Below are 16,642 nucleotides of genomic sequence, written 5' to 3'. Positions count from 1 at the left end.
GGCGCCTGCCCCGCCTGCGGAGCCACCACACCACCCGGCGCAGCGTGTTGATCAGGTACCGGCGCACCCGGAACCGGCTGACCAGGCTGACCAGGAACCGCACCCGACTGACCAGGCAGACCAACACCATTCGGCTGACCAACACCATTCGAGGGACCGGGCTGACCCGGAACACCCGACTGGCCGGACGTAGACGTCCCTGGTTGCCCCGGGGCCGTCGGCGGAGCACCGTTCGCACCTGGTTGCCCCGGCGCACCCGCACCCGGTCGCTGCTGTGGCCGGTTCGACCACGGCGTCACCGGCCCGGATTGCTGATCGTCCGCTGTCCCGGGCTGGTTCGCGTCGACCTCGACCTCGGCGGGCCAGACCTCAGCGCTCGTCATGGCACACCTCTGGCATCCGGCGCACTCGGGAAGTAAAGGGCTGCCGAGCGGCGCATTCGAGCAGTAAGTGACGGAGGCTCATCCGCTACTTCCTCCTACAGTGGTCACCGGCGGCTGGAACAACCTGGCGGCCACGGCGATTCGTGCACGTCAGTGTACGTGTCAGAGACTAATCTTGACCGGTTCGACCAGGATGCCGGTTCCCATAGATGGGAATCGCTGACAATAAAAGCGAGTTCGGGAAGGAGCCTCGTGGATGGCGTCGGGAGGTCGGACTTCCCGGTCCTGAGCGGGGTACTCGATCGGAAGGCGGATCTGGCCGTGATAGACAAAGCCGACCCGGCCTGCGGCGTCGCCGTAGGGACGGTGCAGAGCGCTCGAGCAGGATCGCGCCACGTCATCCGACTGCCCCACACACCCATCCACGCCTCATCGAGCAGGTGATCGAATGTTCGGCATAGATTTAGATTTCGAGGACTTCGCTCAGACCGTTGTCCAAGGTGTAGCGGGTGGGGTGGGGTTCGCCTTCGGTGGTCCCGTCGGCGGCGCACTTCTGGGTGGCGCGGTGAGCGGCTTGTGGTCTGCCGCGGAGACTGGGTTCAACGGCGGTAGTTTTGGTGATGCGATGAGTGCCGGGCTCGAGTCCGCGTTGGTGGGCGGGGCGCTGGGTGCCATCCCAGGTGGTTTTGCGGGAGGTGGGGCCAGAGGGCTTCTGTCCGGCCTCAGGGAAGGCGGGGAGGCCCTCGTCACAAGGGGTATGGGTAATGCGGCGTTCAGAGGGGAGTGGGCGAGAATGTCGATGTCCCGTCTGGGGCTCGGTGCCACTACCGCTGGCCTCGCTACCGGGTTGGGTAACCAAGTCTGGGACAGGAATAAACCGCTCAGCTACGCCGACCAGCTGCCGACCAAGATCATCGAACCTCAACCTGAAGCTGTTTCGGCCTAGGCGCGCGTTCTATGGAAATGAACAAGATGCTGATGCCGGATATGCACCCACCCGGTGGTGGGTATCCGCCAGCATACAATTTTTCCCAAGCGACCGAAGACTTCTACTTGAAATTGCCGACGCGCTTTCATGCTTACTGGAAGAGTTTCGGCAAGGGTGAAAAAAAGAAACCGCCGAAGCCGCCGCTGGTTCCGCAGGTGCGTGGTGCCGACCAGGCCCATTTCGCCAACTATGCCGTCACTGCGCTATCGCTGGAGAATGCATTCACTGCCCTCTATGAATCGAGCATGGGTCTGGTGGAGAAGATTCGGAAAGCAGACAAGGAAGGTGAGAGTGGGAAGGAAGCGATCAACGGCATCATCGATCTCGTGAATGCGCAAGCGCCGACTATTCCGCCGGCCGGGATGAGTGAGGACGAGCACATCCTCACCTACATTACGCAGGCGCTCGAGGCAGGCGAGCAGGCGATGAACGACGCGACGAAGGCGCAAGAGGCTATAGGTGGCGACATCGGTGGCGACACGACCGAGTTGGAAAGAGTGAAGGCGGAGCTGGAGAAGCTCAAAAAGGAAAAAGCAGACCTGCAGAAGAAGTTGTTGGATCCCGTTGACATCCCCCAGCCACCGCCTACCCCCCCGTATGAAGCGGACCCAGCTGATGTAGGCCAGGACCTCTTCCCCCCCGGCCTGGATGGTTTGGACGATGGCACCGGCCTCGGGGACCCATTATCGCCAACATCGCCGACCGACCTGGACAACTCCGGTACGAACGGCCGAACGCCCGGTTCGATAGGGGATCTCGGGGGGACGGATGCCACCACACCGACCACGCCTGCCGTGCAGCCCGCGAGCGCAGCGTCGCCGATGGGCTCCGGCATGGACATGATGAGCTCGATGCTGCCGATGATGATGCAGCAGGCGATGGCACGCAATATGGCCGACCAGGACCTGAACAACCGGCGCGCGGAGCTGGACCCGCGGCGCTTCGACGACCACGTCGCTCCGGTGGTTCCGCCGGTTGCCACGCCGGCGGTGGCGCAGCCTGCCGCGGTGCAGCCTGCTGTCGCGGCGACCGCGGCGCATCACGCGCAGCCGGCCAGCACGGGCCCCGCGGGGCCTGTCGGAGCTCCCGGTCGCACGCCGGGTGCGGACGGCAGCGTGGTCTACACGTTCCCCGATGGTCGCACCCAGAAGGTCTCCGCGATGGTCGCGCAAGCCCTGGATGCGGCGTTCGGCAACGCCAGCGGCACCGACGCGCAGAAGGCGTACGAGAAGACGCCCGCCAAGTGGTCGGATAAGAAGCAGATCGGTGACCGGGTCGATCCGTACCAGCTGATGACCGGCGACGTCGCCACGTGGGACAAGCGTAGCGCGATTCTGGTGGTCTTCGGCTCCGACGAGGGCGGTACGCTGGAGGCAGTCGTCAACGGCCAGCTGAAACCCTTCGTTCCGGAGATGGACGACAGCGCAGGAGAATTCGGTCAGTTCGCCGGGTTCGCCCATCCGAAGGGCATCGAGTTGAGCGCACCGAAGGATGGGGATGTGCCCCCGGCTACGCCGGGCACGCCCGATCAGTCCGCGAACGCGGCAGTGCCGATTATCGCGGCACCTGCCTGATCGTGTGGCAGATGAGGAGAGGAGGTCGCGATGGCGCTGAATGTCGATCCGCAGGAACTCGTCGCTGCGGCGTCGAAGCTCGCTGCGATGGCGCGCGAGACCGGTACGGCGCTGCCCGGCGGATGGGTCGTGCCCGCAGGGGCGGACCCGATCTCGGCCGGGGCAGTGCCGCAGCTCAACGCACAAGCGGCGTCGCTGTTCAACGGAATGATCGGCGTTCTCAACGAGGTTCAACGCACGGCACACAACATCGGTGCCGCGGCAGCCGAGTACACCGAGGCCGATGAGCGCAATGGGCGCATAATCGGCGGCGGTGGCTCCGACGTGGTGAACAATCCGGTAGGGGAGTTCCAGGAGGTCGGCCAACGGCGGCCGCCGACGATGTCGTTTCCCGCCGCCGGAGGAGCCATCGATCCGTTGGCGTTCGCCCGGCAATTGCACACAGGTCCCGGTCCGGGTGCCGCAACGGGATTCGCGGATTCGATCCGGAAGTTCACCGGCAGCCAGCACCTGGCCGCCACCGAGAGCGTCGATCTCGCGGCGCGGGCGATGCAGAATTGGGAGCCGGTCGGTGCCGCGGCCGCGGCCGAACTCGGACAGCATCGCGGTTGGCTCGACCAGCTCGGCACCGGCTTAGGGATGCTGGCCGACGGAATAGATACCTACAGCAATGCATTCCGGACGGCGAAGGCGAAACACCCCACGCCGGAGGAGATCATCGCGGCACGCAAGGAGCTCCTCGCCGCGATGCGCTCGAAGAACGAGGCCGGTATCCAGGCGGCGCTGGCGAAGTTCGAGGAGCAGAACGCGCGGTCGTTCGAGACGATCACCGGCTATTCCACCGAGGTCAACTCGAAGGTTCCGGCAGGTGACAGCGGCGGCGAGAGTGGCAGTGGCAGTGGTAGTGGTGACACCAGCGCCCTGAGTTCCATGCTGCCCGCGCTGATGAGCGCGATGGCCTCGGCCGGAATGCCGATGAGTCAACTCGGCCAGGACTCGGCCGAAGGCTACGACGACTACGGCCTCGACGAGTACGGTTACGACGGGCTCGGCGTCCCGAGCGGTCTCGGAGCGGGCAGCCCCAGCGGGATGCCGATAAGTAGCCCAGACGCAGGTATCCCGGACGTCGACGCCCAAAGCGTCCAGGTCGGCGCCATGCCGATGGTCGCCTCCTCGAGCGGCGCTTCGTCTATGCCGCGCGCCCCTGTGCTCGAGCCGTTGGGGGCGCCCTCAGGCAACGCCGCGGCCGCCTCGCGTGGCGGTTCGCCGATGATGCCGTATATGCCGATGTCGCCGGGAATGGGTGGCGCGGGCGGCGGCAACAACGAACGTAACCGTGTCGTGGCATGGCATCCCGACCGACTGATGTACGTCGACAACACGCCGCACACCGAGCTGGTTATCGGCGAGCGGCCGACAATCGCCCCGACCGTGACGCCGCCGACGCCCACGCCGGCCAACCAGACCCCGACACAACCCGGAGGTAACGCATGAGTGAGCGCAGCGAGCGAACAATAGGCACAGCTGCCGTGGCAGTCATGACGGAGCCGAGCGTCAGCGAGGTGGAGTCATGAGCGCCATCCACCCGGACGTGCAGGCGGCCTTGGACGCCGCTCGCGACCTGCGGCACCGCATCGCCGACATGCGCGAAAGAATCGACAACATCCGCGCCAGGCGGCCCTCGCCGAGCGGCGCGGTCATCCCCGAAGTCGACGCCATGGGGAGGCTGACCGACCTCTACCTGGCACCGGGCACCGCCGCGCGGCTCACCGGGCCTGAACTGGTCAGCGAGATCATGGCCGCTATTCGCGAGAGCACCGCGGACGCGGCGCGTCAGTACCAGAGCATCATGGACACCCCGGCAACATCCGACGAGCCCGAATCGGCCGTCGCTGCGCCAGGGCAGGCCTGATGACTGAGCCGGCGCTGGAGGTCACCGTCGCCGACACGGTGCGGTGGCTGCACGACGAGGGGCTGGTGCGCCTGGCCGGGGTCGCGGGCAGCACTTCGGAGACGATTGTCGCCTACACGATCGATGTGGGGACCGGAACCGTCTCCGCACATCCCGCGACCGGAGCCGGGGTCGGTGCGGATGTGGTGTCACTGGCGGCCGATGACCTTCCTTATCCGGTCGGCACCGCCAAACGTCTCGTTGTCGTCGGCGTCACGGCCGCGGATACGGTGCTCGTCATCGATCTGGCAGCGACCCTGGCCATCGCGATCAATGCCGACCGCCCAGAGCAAGCTGCCAGGTCTTGGGTGATGCAGCTGTTGCTGAATCCGGAGGTCACGATCACCACCAACAGCTCCGATGTTGCGATCGGCAGCAGTGCCCGGCTGCGCCAGAGTTTCATTCCCGGCGGCGGCGCCACCCTGGTCAACATCGATGACACGCGTCCACCGGTCACGGCGGTGACCCTGAACGCGACCGCCGACGGTCCCGATCATCTCGATGTCGCCGCGGACGGCACGGGGGAGATGTACCTCGGCGCCCGATTCTGGCAGCTGCGCCAGGTCATGCGCATCGATGATTCCGCGTGGTCCGCGCTGGCGGCGCGACTGGAATCCTCGTCCGATGATGCGATCGACACGCCGGATACCGGCCTTGCGATCAATTCTTGACCCGCTGAACGATTCTCGGAGAGCAACCGATGACCGATATGCAACCGATCGACATGGACGACTTCGAACCCGACGACTTCGACACCGCGCCGCCGGACTGGCGAAACATGACATACGAGGTGTTCAACCCCGACCACACCGCCGGTGTCGGCTGCGACCGGGACGGCGAGATCATCGGTCTGCATATCACCGACGATGCCCGCGACAACGGTGACACCTGGCTGGCTGCCGAGATCGTTCGGCTCGCCCGGCTGGCGCATATGAAATCACGCGTGGGTCTGCGAGCCGAGATGGAGTACAAGGGGACCCGTTCTTACACGATCGATTCGTTCGATCTGCCGACCGAGGCTTCGTATCGCGCCATGGAGGAGTCGGAGTTCGGCAGGCGCGACGCCTGAGTACCGACCATCGAACTCTGAGACAGGACACCGACATGACCGACAGACTGGATATCGACGAGCCCCATGAGGTGGTCGCCTCGCAGGCCAAGTGGGCGACCTCGCTCACTACGGTCGGCGGCCAAGCCGAAGGGGTCTCGAATCGCTTCGACCTGCCCCGGCGTCCGGAGTCGGAGATCGACCGCCGACTCGTGAAGCACACGGACTGGATGAAGACCACGTTCGAGCGTGCCGTGAAAGCCAACCGCCGCCGCGCGGCCGCGACCGACCAGCACACCAACCAGGTGTCCAGCACATACGAGCATGAGGACCGCGCCGGCGGCGCCCGAGTACGTCGCACCGAATTGCTCTGATTCGCCGATGGAACCGGAGCGCAACAGCCCGTACTGGGACGAGATCGTCGGCGACAACTGGCCGGTGATCTCCCCGGCGGACTGGGACGCTCTGGAACGCCTTGCGCGCGAAGGCGGCTCGGCGCTCGACCTCCTCGATGTCGAGAGCAAGCGGCGTGACTTCGACGACCGTGTGCGTTCCAGTGTCGGCCTGCAGCCGGTCAAGGACGACATGGTGCGCCAAGGCGGAAACCCGCAGGCGTTCGCTGATGCGCTGGAGGCTGCGGCGGATACCTTCCGGGACTTCTCCGATCTGGTCTACCGGACCCGAAACCAAATTCTGGACATTGTCGAAAACGCCACCTCGAAGATCCAGGCCACGTCACGGGAGGCCGCGGCAGAGGAGGACGAATCCGACGCCTCGGCCATCCGAGACCGGATTCCTGGCTACATTGCCGAGGCAAGGGAGGACGTCGAAGACGTCGTCCAGAACGCGCTGGGTTCGATCAGCCCGCTCGGCCTACCCAGCTTGGCCCGAATTGCTGACGCACTCGGTCAGCCCGGTCCTTGGATGCCGGGGCGTCCCGGTGGACCGGATGACTACTCGCCGCACCGGCCCGCCACCGACCATTCCGACTCCCCGCACCATGGCGGGCCGCCGGCACAGCATGGTCCAGAGCAGGGCTTCCCGCTACCGCTGTTCCCGGACCTGACCGGCGACCAGCCGCAGCTCGACTTGGTCGACCCTCTGCTGCCGGGTACTGACTTCGGGGAAACACCGAATGATCTTCCGGCGGAGGGCGAATCTCCCGTTTCACCGTCGCCGACTTCCACGCCCTCGACGTTCGCGCCCGGCGGAAAGACTACCCCGGCGGGGTATGCGCCGACCGCCGCCGTCCCTGATGACGGATCGGGCTTGTCCGCCGCGGGTGGACCGTCGCGCGCGCATGCGGCGGAGACCGAGCCTACTGGTGCGGGACGAAATGTCACGAGTGAGGGCGCCGATTCTGCTACGTCGGTCGACCCCGTGGAGACCGCGACCCGTGTTGATCACTCTCCGGTCGCATCCGCCGCGGACTCCTACCACGATGCCGGGCTCGAATCGTTGACCATGAGGTCCGCGTCCACAGCCGATCCGACGGCGTCGGCGCTGCCGCCTCCTGTCCTCCTGGGACCGGCTGTACCGGCCGCTCATGCCGGACCGACTGTCTCGGCTCCGGCCGCACAGGCGGGTTCGGGACCGCCGCCGATCCAGGCCAAGCCGACGGCTCCACCGGTCGAAGCCCGGGGCCCTTCCGCGGTCCCGAAGGTCACTGCGGGTCCGGCAGCGCCGCCGTCGGGTGTCTCCACCGGCACTGTCAAGGTTCCACCACCGAATCGGACCGGTCAGCGTGTGGGCGGACCGGACGATGCCGACGGAAGCGACGAGTTGATTCGCGGTGTGGTCGGCGCGGCGATGAACTCGGCGGCGGCCCCGTCGTTCGTCCTCGGCGAGCGCGTCAATGGCGACTTGGTACTAGCGCGCACATTGCTGGGCGGGGTGCTGGCCGCGGGCGGTGCGTCCGTGGTCGGACTCGGCTGGGCGGTCTCGGTGATGCGGCATCAAAGTGGTGTCAGTGCCTTCGTGACGTCGAACGAGGGTCGTGGCTGGTTCCCAGCCGGACTGTATCTACCGCGTGAGGTGTCAACACCGTGGGTCTGGGAGGTCTCCGACGGATTCGCGTGGGAAGGCGTGGCCGACCCGGCGCGGGTGCTCGCCGAATTCGGGCTGGCCTGGGGACGCAAGTCCGGGGCTCGACTGTCGGCGGTGGTGTCGTCCGGGCGGATCGACGCGGATCTGCGTCGGCAGTTGGGAGAGCTGCCGATGGAGGGCGAGGTGGGCGCCTCGTCAGCGATGGACCTGAGTGCGCCGAGACCGGGCCTGGTGGATCGGCTCGGCTTGGTTGGAGCGCCCGCCCTGTTGGACCGCGCCGCGGCCACACCAGAGGCCGAGCTCGGTTCGCGATGCTGGGAATTGGCCTCGGACGCGCACGTTCGAGTACACAAGGCGGGCTTGGGCTCTCCGGAATCCCTGGGAGCACCCAGCGCGCGCGAGCGAATTCTCACCGCACTGCGCCAACGCCGCGAGGTGGCACCGGAGTCATGGGAGGAACTGCGTGACGCCGACGACCTGCTCGCCGCGTCGATGTTGTCGCGGCGCGCCGACGTGTCCCGAGTCGGCTTGGGCGAACTGCGATCCGACCACCCCGACGGCCGATCGACCTCGGATCTGAGTGCCTTGCGCGGGATGGTCTTCGAACGGCGGTGCGACGAACTCGTGCTGCTGCTGGCGAGTACACCGACGCGGCAGGGCTTGCGCGACGCGATGTACGCGCACGCGCAGATCGTGGGACACCCGACATTCGTCGAACCCCCGGCTCCTGGGCCCGCCGCCGAGCAGGCTCGTCGTCCGACCATCACGGCCGGCCCGGGGCGCTGAATCGGGAGGCGCTCTACGAGCCGGTCGAAATCTGGTCCGCATGTCGCGGGAACCTACATCGGCTCGGCGGCCGATCCCTGGCGGGCGCCTTCGTTGGGTATCTCTGGTGGTACTGAGAGTCGACTGCGTGCCGAAGGGATAATAGTTCAGGTGTGACTTGAAAAGCGTTGTGGCGCAATCAATTGCAGCGGCGATGCAGGTGGTGACGCTCGTTGATCTCCCCAGATGTGGGAAGGATCGACAATGGTAGAGATCGGTGGTGGGAAAGGATCTGATTTAGCATGCCGAACAGCATGGATATCGACCCTGCGGTGCTACGCCAGCTGGCAAACCAACACGACCAGGTCGCTCGCGATACCCGTGAATGGGCGCAACCGCCGGCGGAATGGCTCGCGAACTTCCTGCCCACCTATGGCAAGATCGCTCACCCGGTCTACGAGGCGCTGGTGAAGTATTACGACGCTCGGCAGCGCGCCGGCGAGGCGCTGGCCAGTGAACACGATCGCACCGCCGACTCGTTACGCGCATCCGCGGACGCCTACGAACAGTCAGACGAGGACTTCGGTTCGCGGATCCGGCACTCCGGTGAAAGTGACCCATCCCTGGCGGCTCCCGCCGGGACGTCCGCCGATCCGAGCGGTCCGAGCGGTCCGACGGCACCGTTCACGCCTCCCCCGGGGGGACCTCCGCCGGGTGGCGGTCCGACCTCGGTCGGCCCCGACTCCACCCAAAATCCTCTCGGCACCACACCAGGTGGCCCGAACGGGGCGACACCGTCGACTCCGGGAGTATCCGGACCGGGCACGGTGTCGACGGATCAGGCGGGAACGGGCGCAACGCCGAATGTCACCGGTACCACGTCGAACGGGTCGAGCACTGGCGTAACGGCGCCATCGTCGACGGGGATGCCCCCCGCCGCGGCCGGGCCCGTCTACTCGTCCACGGACGACCGGGGATCGGGGCAGCCGCCAACTGGCGCGACCGGCCGGCCCGACCTGGCACCCATGCCACTCCCGGTCTCGACTCCGTTCTCCGCGGCCGTCGCGTCGGCCAAGGACAAGGAAGCCGAGCCGTCATACGTCGTCGGCAGCCAGGTGAACGACGATTTGGTGCTGGCGAGAACCCTGCTCGGCAGTGTGCTCGCGGCCGTTGATTCCCCGGTAGGAATGGCCTGGTCGGTATCGGTGATGCGCGGTCCTGCGGGCGCGGGCGTGTTCATCAGCTCGAACGAAGGCCGTGGGTGGATGCCCGCCGGATTGTTCTTGCCGCGTGAGGTTTCCACTCCCTGGATGTGGGACGAGCTGCTTGCCGACGCCGATGGCGGCGGATCCCCGTGGGAAGGGGTCTCCGACCCAGCTCGGGTGCTCGCTGAGTTCGGGCTGGCCTGGGGTGCGAAGGCCAACGCGCAGCTGTCGGCGCTCGTGTCCTCGGGGCCGATCGATCCCGGCCTGCGTTCGCGGTTCAGCGACGCGGCGATGGAAGGACTCGTCGGCCCGTCCTACGACGTCGATCTGCGTGAGTTCACACCCGACACGGCCGACCGGCTCGGCTTGACCGGCTCTATCGCGGGTCTGGAACATGTGTCCGGGGTCCCGGATGCACAGGTCCGCTCGCGCTGTGTGGAGCTCGCGGCCGACGCACACGCGCAGGTGGGCCGGTCCGGGCCGGTTCGCCCTGAGGCCGCCGCATCGCGGCAGGTGCGGGAACGGATCCTCGCGGCGGTGCAGGCCGGAAAGGCGGTGCCGCGCGCACTGTGGGACGAATTGCGCGACGCCGATGATCTGCTCGCGGCCGCGATGCTCGGGCAACGCGTAGACGTGGGCCGGGTCGAGATCGGGCAATTGCGGGTCGACACGGGCGTTTCGCCATTGCGCGCGATGGTCTTCGAGCGCCGCTGCAACGAGCTGGCGCTGTTGCTGGCGAACGAATCGAGCAGGCAGAGCTTGCGCGACGCGGTGTACGCGCACGAACAGATCACCGAGCATCCACAGTTCGTCTCGACTCCGGCCCCGGTCACGACCGCCGTGCAGCCCGAGCGTGTCGCCCGTCCTGCGGTCGCGTCTGTCACGGCACCGGAGGTTGCCGGAGGGCCGCCACAGGGCGCTGTGGTCGCGCCGTCGACGCCGCCCCCGGTCGCACCACCAGAGCGGTCGTGAGAGCTTTCGCGAGAAAGCCATGAGCCTCTGTTCCATGAATTGCGTTCGGAAACGGTGATAAGAGCCTGAGGTTTCGACTGCCTGGAACACCGGTCAGTACGCGCTGAAAGGTCAATGCTTGTGCCGAGCACATCGGATCTGTCGAATCTATAAAGCGGTTCCGGCGTGACCGCAACGCAAGGATCGAGGTTTTGGCGGGTGGCGATGGCGGAGCACGGCATCGAGGCTCACGAAAGGATCCTGAGTCGGTTCGCAGGGCACAACGGATTCCCGCGGAGGCGAATACCGGAAAACGGAAAGGCAACAGTGATTCGCCTTCACCGTGCGTACGACAAGCACTTGGAGCATGTCGTCTTCCAGCTGATCACCGAGATTCCCGGCTCGCGAAATAGATGAGGTCGCCGGATGGCTTCGCGCAGGCGGCTCGTCGGTGGTCACACGGCGGTCGACGACCGCACCGTTCTGCTCATGGTGACTGACAACGGGCCACCAGCCATCGTCGACGGCCAGATGGTCAACCATCCACCGGACGGTGGGTACTGCGATTACGGTTACTTCAAGGGGCTTCTTTCACCCGCATGGCGCCGACTCGAACGACCCGTGCCGACTGCCGGCGCCTGCGAAAGCGCACTGACGCTGACTACGCCGTCGACACCGGCTGCTGTTTCCGCGCCCTGGGCGGGTCTGAAGTAGCGCCGTGCGGTCGCTCCATGCTTATGACATGACCTCGAGTCGGCTCCCTCTGGGCGGCATGTTCGGCGCTGGCATCCGCGAGCGCCGACTATGCCGTGGTCGCAGGGCTCGGTTCTGGAGCCGGTTCGACATCGTCCGACGGGACAGTTGACGCAGGCTGTCCCTCGGCGGGTGGCTGCCGCCGCCGACTGGCATTGCGTACGGCGGTAGTGGGCGCCGCGGCGGTGCTCGAGTCTCCTGCGGGTGGGGTTTGGCCGGGCGATGGAGGTGCGCCACTGTTCAGGTTCTGCTCGCTTGGAGCGCCGGCGGGGACCGCAGCGGCGTTCGGAGCTCCTGGGGGTGGTGTCTGCCCGGGTGGCGGAGGTGTGCCACCGGTCTGGTTCTCCTCGGCCTTCTTTTGTTTGTCTTCTTCGGCTTTTTGGAGCATCTCCGGTATCTGCTGCGCCAGTGGCATCGCCATCATCGGGAGCATCCCGACCATTGGAAGCAGCGATTGCAGAATGCTTCCGATGTCGCCACCGCCACCGCCACCGCCTTGGGCGGGTGTGCCGCCCTTACTGCCGCCACCGCCGCCGGTGTTCTTGCCGTCGCCTCCGTTAGCCAGGTTCTCGTTGAGTTCGGCGACTGCGGCGACTTTGTCGTAAACCCGCTGCACGGCGTCTGCGACGGCCTTCAGTAAGGGGGGCTCCTGTTTTTCGGGCTTTTTGATGATGCCCGCAGACTTCAGCGTACCCTTCAGTTTTTCCGCGATGTCCAGGATGGATTTCAAGCTCTGAGCCTGCTCCGCGGCCACCGTGGCGGAGGTTTTGACGACCTGATTGTCGAACTTCAGCAGTTCCATCTGCTTGGCTTCGACCTTGTCGACTGTCTTCTGGTATTCCTTGCTCGCTTCGCCCTCGCCGAGGGTTTTGTATACGCCGGGCTCCAAGAGATCGCCGACGTCCGGGGGCAGTTTCGGCATCCCACGACCGAGCAGATCGACGGCGGTCTGAATAGCGGTTTCGCCCATCGCGACGAAGGCGCGTAGTCCAGCCGAAGCGCCCGGCGGCGGATCCAGCTCCACCGTGGCGACGTGCTTCGCGTCGGCGGCGAGATTCGCCAGGGGAGTGGACGCCAGCGTCGCCGCTTTGGGATCCGCCGCCTGTGTTGGTGCCATGCCGCTGCCACCGCCTCTCAGAAGTCTTCCCCATTGTCCCGGCTTCCCGAGCTTGGGAAGTGCTGCAGAGTTCAACCACGCCACCCACGATTGGGAATACGAAGGAATCGGTCCAGGCGACACAATGGCTAGCAGAATGTTGAGAGGCGGTCGGTGATGAGCGATAGCGAGTCGGTCGAATGGCACCGGCACTGACAGACGACCTGGACGGGGTACTTCGATCGCTGCTCGCAGTGTATGGCGAAGGACAGCCCGACGCCGGCCAGGCGGCGAAGGCTTACCAATCCCTCGCCGCTGACTTGCGTGCGCACACGGGGGCGGTCGCGTTGGGATATTCCGATGCGCAGGGAATGCAACAGTCAGTGGCGGAGTCGCACGCGGGCAAGGACGGCATTGTGCGCAAAGCCGTGGGCGAATCGGGCGACGGAACGGTCAACGGTCGTGGCCGGTTGACCAATCAGATCGCGGATTTCCAGTCGCGCTTACAGGCGATCGCCTCGGTCGCGGATACGCGTTTCAGCGGTCCCGCTATGCTCGCCGCGGCGCAGACCACCATCAGCAATGCCACCAAGCAGGTCGACGCCGACGTCGCCGCAGCACGACAGCAGGCGGCGCAGATCATGCCACCGGCGACACCGCCGACGCGGCAAGCCAGGCGCGGCACCCCCGCGCGGAGGCGACGCTCGCGGACCAGGACACGGACGGGATCCGCATCCCGGCTGCGGCGTCGCAGCATGGTGCCCTCCGACGGGACCGCGGGCAGCAATGCGGTCCGCGCCGCAAGCGGCTGGCTCGGCACGCCGTATGTGTGGGGCGGGGGCGGCGCGGGCGGCCCCAGCGGCGGCGGATTCGACTGCTCGGGCTTGACCCAGTACGCCGTCGCCCAGGCCAGCAACGGCGAGGTGGTGTTGCCGCGCACCACCTACGAGCAGATCTACAGCGGGGCCCGGGTGCACCCTGGGGACGTTCGTGCCGGCGACCTCGTGTTCCCCGCCGGGTCGTTCAGTGCCAGGGGGCCCGAGCATGTCCAGCTGGCCGCAGGCAACGGGATGGTCATCGAGGCGCCCCACTCTGGTTCGACCGTCAAGTGGTCACGCATGCCCAGTGAAGCCGTTGTCGTGCGGGTGTTGTGAGTCGATAACCGGGCAAGAGGTCATCGCGTGGCCATAGACCGACCCTGCGAGATCGCGTCTTCCTCAACGTGCGCGGTATCCCGTACTCGGATATCGACATTCGGGAACCGTGCTGGGCATGGTGGCGGGCGGATTTGGGCAGGAAGCCCAAGAAAGGGCGAAATTCTGTACTGACCGTGCCCGCACCGCAGGGGGCCATTCCCAAAAACGGGAAATCCAATGCAAATGGGGAAGTGGCATGAGTGGTACATGTGGAGACGCACTGCTGCATGCGTGGGGCTCGGCCCGCCACTGTCGCTGTACCTCGCAACGGCCGGTGGCCTGCCGGTGCCACCGGCCGTTGCTTTGGGTTCAGATCGTCAGGATGAGGGACTGACGATCTGTGTTCAGACAGTACCCTCTTCTGTCGGAACGTTCAATAGTGTGCACTTAAATAGCGGCAAGAAATTTCCGAGGGGGTGCGAGCGCTGTGCGACGGCTGGAGGCCGGATCGCGGCTCGCCAGCCGCCGCGAGTTGTCTCCAGGCGGATGTTTGCCGACTCGAGAAACCATACCGCTATCTGACGGCTCGTTCAAAATGGGTATATGTAGGGTTTAGCGTGCGGCCGAACCAGTTGTCCGGCCCGGCGCTGTGGCGCCCGGTGGCGACGACGAAGTGTACTTCGCATTTCTTCCCAATTGTGGGAAGAGGTCGAGTCCGGAGCGTGACGGCGGGAATCTATCGTTGATCAGGCTAGTTCGGCGGAAGGGAAGTCCGAGTGTCAGCGGCCGAGGACGCGTTTTATACGGGTGTTCAGAATCTTGGGTTGGTCGCGGGCGGTGTCCGCAACGAACAGCACGCGGCAGCGGCGTTCCGGGCCGCCACCGACCTCGATCCAGACATGTGCGATGCCTGGCTGGGGCGCGCAATGGCGGGCGAGGTCACCTCGGAGGTGATCTACGGTGCCTACCGTTCGGTGCACAACCTTTATCGTGATCAGCAGCGTGCCGGCCTGGTCGACCGGGCGCTATGGTGTCAGGTCGAGATCGGGATGTATGGGCTGCGTGTCGCGATGGCCGATCGCGACCAGATCGCGATAGCGCAGGCCTGCGCGTATGCCGAGGGTGGTGAATGGCAGGAAGCCGCGGCCATTCTCGACGAGGTCCCGAGCGACGACGTCGCGGATTTCGTCCGCATGTCGCTGTACTTCCGGACGAGGCGGTGGCCCGATGTCATCGCCGCTCGCGCCGCGCGGCCGGTGCTCGAAGACGGCCTGCTCGACATCGCGGCCGAGCTGATGGCCGCCCAGTCGCTGGCCCACCTCGGCCGATTCGGCGAGGCCATGCCACGCGCGCAGCGGATCGTCGAGGACAGCTCTTCGGGGAACCTCTCATACATCTGGGCCGACGCGCACTTTCTGCTCGGCATGCTGATGCGGCACAGCGGAGATCACGACGCCGCCGACAAAATCTTGAAGGGCCTGCAGGGTTCCGGGCTGTGGCCCGAACGCGAGGAATGGCAGCGCGCGGTGCGCGACAAGTCGTACCGATTCGAGGTCACTACCGCCGCGCTCATCGGGTCGAGAACGAACAAATGGGATCCGAAAACCGGGGACGATCCGGCCGAGGCGGCTGCCAGTGCGGCGCGGGAGGAACGGGAGTCGCTGCTTGCGGAGGCCTCGGAACTGCTGCAGGCGCAGATCGGCATGGACTCGGTCAAAGAGCAGGTCGACCGGCTCAAATCCGGTGTCCTGATGGACCAGGTGCGTGCCAAGCGAGGGTTGGCCGTGGATTCGCGGTCACAACACCTGATCTTCTCCGGCCCGCCTGGCACCGGCAAGACGACCATCGCCCGCGTGATCGCCAAGATCTTCGCCGGCCTGGGGGTCGTCGAGAACGCCGACGTGATCGAGGTGTCGCGCAACGACATGGTCGGCACCCATCTCGGCCACACCGCGCCGAAGACCAATGCGCTGATCGACTCCGCGCTGGGCGGCGTGCTGTTCATCGACGAGGCGTACACCCTGATCCAGGAAGGCCTCTCCGGCGGTGACGCTTTCGGCAAGGAAGCGGTCGACACCCTACTGGCCAGGATGGAAAACGACCGGGACAAGCTGGTCGTGATCATCGCCGGGTACGAGGATCAGATCGACCGATTCCTCGCATCCAACGATGGTCTCGCCTCGCGATTCACCAAGCGGATTCGGTTCGCCAGCTATGACGCGGGCGAACTGGTGCAGATCGCCGATCATATCGCGGGCAAAAAGGATTCGATCCTGTCCGAGCAGGCGCGGGAGGTACTGCGCATCCGCTGCGAAGAGCTGGCCGGGCAGAGCAAGAATGGTCGGCGGCTGATCGACCTGGCAGGTAACGGTCGCTTCGTGCGCAACGTCGTCGAGGCCGCCGAAGCCGAGCGCGACTATCGCTTTACCCGGGATAACGCCGACATCGCTGCGATGACCGACGAGGAGCTGATGACGATCGACGCCTTCGACGTCTCGGCGGCACTGGAGGGCCTTGCACCCAAGGCGCGAGCATGACGCGGCCAGCGGACCCATTCGGATCAACTGTGCAGCGCGCCGTGCGTTGACCAGCGCCGGATCTCGCCCGCGCCGGATCTCTCCGACGACAACGTCGCCGTTGGAGCTGATGCGGTAGTCGTCCCAGTAGTGATCGCTGTCCGCCATGACGCAGCAGAGCTCCGGGCTCGGCTGTCCCGCGCGCCTACCGGGAATTCCCAAGATTGGGA

12 protein-coding genes are annotated in these 16,642 nt (G+C 66.0%); 11 read left to right on the top strand and 1 reads right to left on the bottom strand.

Features of this window, described 5'->3' with window-relative positions; all coding sequences use genetic code 11:
- The first annotated feature begins 1,340 nt into the window (after positions 1-1,340).
- From AB0H00_RS30400 to AB0H00_RS30360, 9 genes are all read left to right on the top strand, one after another.
- A complete protein-coding gene (locus tag AB0H00_RS30400; RefSeq protein ID WP_357273060.1) occupies positions 1,341-2,945 on the top strand; it encodes a hypothetical protein in 1,605 nt (534 codons plus the stop codon).
- Between the two features lie 30 nt (positions 2,946-2,975).
- Positions 2,976-4,439: a PPE domain-containing protein gene (locus AB0H00_RS30395; RefSeq protein WP_357273058.1), complete on the top strand. Its 1,464-nt coding sequence runs from the start codon at positions 2,976-2,978 to the stop codon at positions 4,437-4,439.
- A 76-nt stretch (positions 4,440-4,515) separates the two neighbouring features.
- Complete coding sequence (locus AB0H00_RS30390; RefSeq protein WP_357273055.1) at positions 4,516-4,857, top strand: hypothetical protein; 342 nt, start codon at positions 4,516-4,518, stop codon at positions 4,855-4,857.
- Positions 4,857-5,567, top strand: coding sequence for a hypothetical protein (locus AB0H00_RS30385; RefSeq protein WP_357273053.1), 711 nt, complete (start codon positions 4,857-4,859; stop codon positions 5,565-5,567). The genes AB0H00_RS30390 and AB0H00_RS30385 overlap by 1 nt, the downstream gene beginning before the upstream one ends.
- A gap of 29 nt (positions 5,568-5,596) precedes the next feature.
- The gene (locus AB0H00_RS30380) at positions 5,597-5,965 is read left to right on the top strand and encodes a hypothetical protein (RefSeq protein WP_357273051.1); all 369 of its coding nucleotides are present in this window, start codon (positions 5,597-5,599) and stop codon (positions 5,963-5,965) included.
- 35 nt (positions 5,966-6,000) lie between these two features.
- Positions 6,001-6,318: a hypothetical protein gene (locus tag AB0H00_RS30375; RefSeq protein WP_357273049.1), complete on the top strand. Its 318-nt coding sequence runs from the start codon at positions 6,001-6,003 to the stop codon at positions 6,316-6,318.
- 7 nt (positions 6,319-6,325) lie between these two features.
- Complete coding sequence (locus AB0H00_RS30370; protein WP_357273046.1) at positions 6,326-8,776, top strand: hypothetical protein; 2,451 nt, start codon at positions 6,326-6,328, stop codon at positions 8,774-8,776.
- 281 nt (positions 8,777-9,057) lie between these two features.
- On the top strand, positions 9,058-10,932 hold the full coding sequence (locus tag AB0H00_RS30365) for a type VII secretion target (protein WP_357273044.1): 1,875 nt from the start codon (positions 9,058-9,060) through the stop codon (positions 10,930-10,932).
- 405 nt (positions 10,933-11,337) lie between these two features.
- Complete coding sequence (locus AB0H00_RS30360) at positions 11,338-11,625, top strand: hypothetical protein (protein ID WP_357273042.1); 288 nt, start codon at positions 11,338-11,340, stop codon at positions 11,623-11,625.
- 88 nt (positions 11,626-11,713) lie between these two features.
- Here AB0H00_RS30360 and AB0H00_RS30355 read toward each other — a convergent pair whose 3' ends face one another.
- Complete coding sequence (locus tag AB0H00_RS30355) at positions 11,714-12,781, bottom strand: hypothetical protein (RefSeq protein WP_357273040.1); 1,068 nt, start codon at positions 12,779-12,781, stop codon at positions 11,714-11,716.
- A 179-nt stretch (positions 12,782-12,960) separates the two neighbouring features.
- Between AB0H00_RS30355 and AB0H00_RS30350 the strand changes: the two genes are divergently transcribed.
- Both AB0H00_RS30350 and eccA read left to right on the top strand, forming a co-directional pair.
- On the top strand, positions 12,961-13,914 hold the full coding sequence (locus tag AB0H00_RS30350) for a C40 family peptidase (protein WP_357273038.1): 954 nt from the start codon (positions 12,961-12,963) through the stop codon (positions 13,912-13,914).
- Positions 13,915-14,672: 758 nt separating this feature from the next.
- Entirely contained in the window at positions 14,673-16,433 is a 1,761-nt protein-coding gene (eccA, locus tag AB0H00_RS30345; RefSeq protein ID WP_357273036.1) for a type VII secretion AAA-ATPase EccA, read from the top strand.
- Positions 16,434-16,642 lie beyond the last annotated feature (209 nt).

Origin of the sequence: Nocardia sp. NPDC023852 (assembly GCF_040639505.1) — a bacterium.
Taxonomy (GTDB): domain Bacteria; phylum Actinomycetota; class Actinomycetes; order Mycobacteriales; family Mycobacteriaceae; genus Nocardia.
This window is presented reverse-complemented; position numbering and strand designations above follow the sequence as displayed.

Bases quoted from the DNA above. Each gene is read 5' to 3' on its own strand.
- AB0H00_RS30400 (WP_357273060.1), top strand. From the start codon at position 1,341: ATGGAAATGAACAAGATGCTGATGCCGGATATGCACCCACCCGGTGGT.
- AB0H00_RS30395 (WP_357273058.1), top strand. From the start codon at position 2,976: ATGGCGCTGAATGTCGATCCGCAGGAACTCGTCGCTGCGGCGTCGAAG.
- AB0H00_RS30390 (WP_357273055.1), top strand. From the start codon at position 4,516: ATGAGCGCCATCCACCCGGACGTGCAGGCGGCCTTGGACGCCGCTCGC.
- AB0H00_RS30385 (WP_357273053.1), top strand. From the start codon at position 4,857: ATGACTGAGCCGGCGCTGGAGGTCACCGTCGCCGACACGGTGCGGTGG.
- AB0H00_RS30380 (WP_357273051.1), top strand. From the start codon at position 5,597: ATGACCGATATGCAACCGATCGACATGGACGACTTCGAACCCGACGAC.
- AB0H00_RS30375 (WP_357273049.1), top strand. From the start codon at position 6,001: ATGACCGACAGACTGGATATCGACGAGCCCCATGAGGTGGTCGCCTCG.
- AB0H00_RS30370 (WP_357273046.1), top strand. From the start codon at position 6,326: ATGGAACCGGAGCGCAACAGCCCGTACTGGGACGAGATCGTCGGCGAC.
- AB0H00_RS30365 (WP_357273044.1), top strand. From the start codon at position 9,058: ATGCCGAACAGCATGGATATCGACCCTGCGGTGCTACGCCAGCTGGCA.
- AB0H00_RS30360 (WP_357273042.1), top strand. From the start codon at position 11,338: ATGGCTTCGCGCAGGCGGCTCGTCGGTGGTCACACGGCGGTCGACGAC.
- AB0H00_RS30355 (WP_357273040.1), bottom strand. From the start codon at position 12,781: ATGGCACCAACACAGGCGGCGGATCCCAAAGCGGCGACGCTGGCGTCC.
- AB0H00_RS30350 (WP_357273038.1), top strand. From the start codon at position 12,961: ATGGCACCGGCACTGACAGACGACCTGGACGGGGTACTTCGATCGCTG.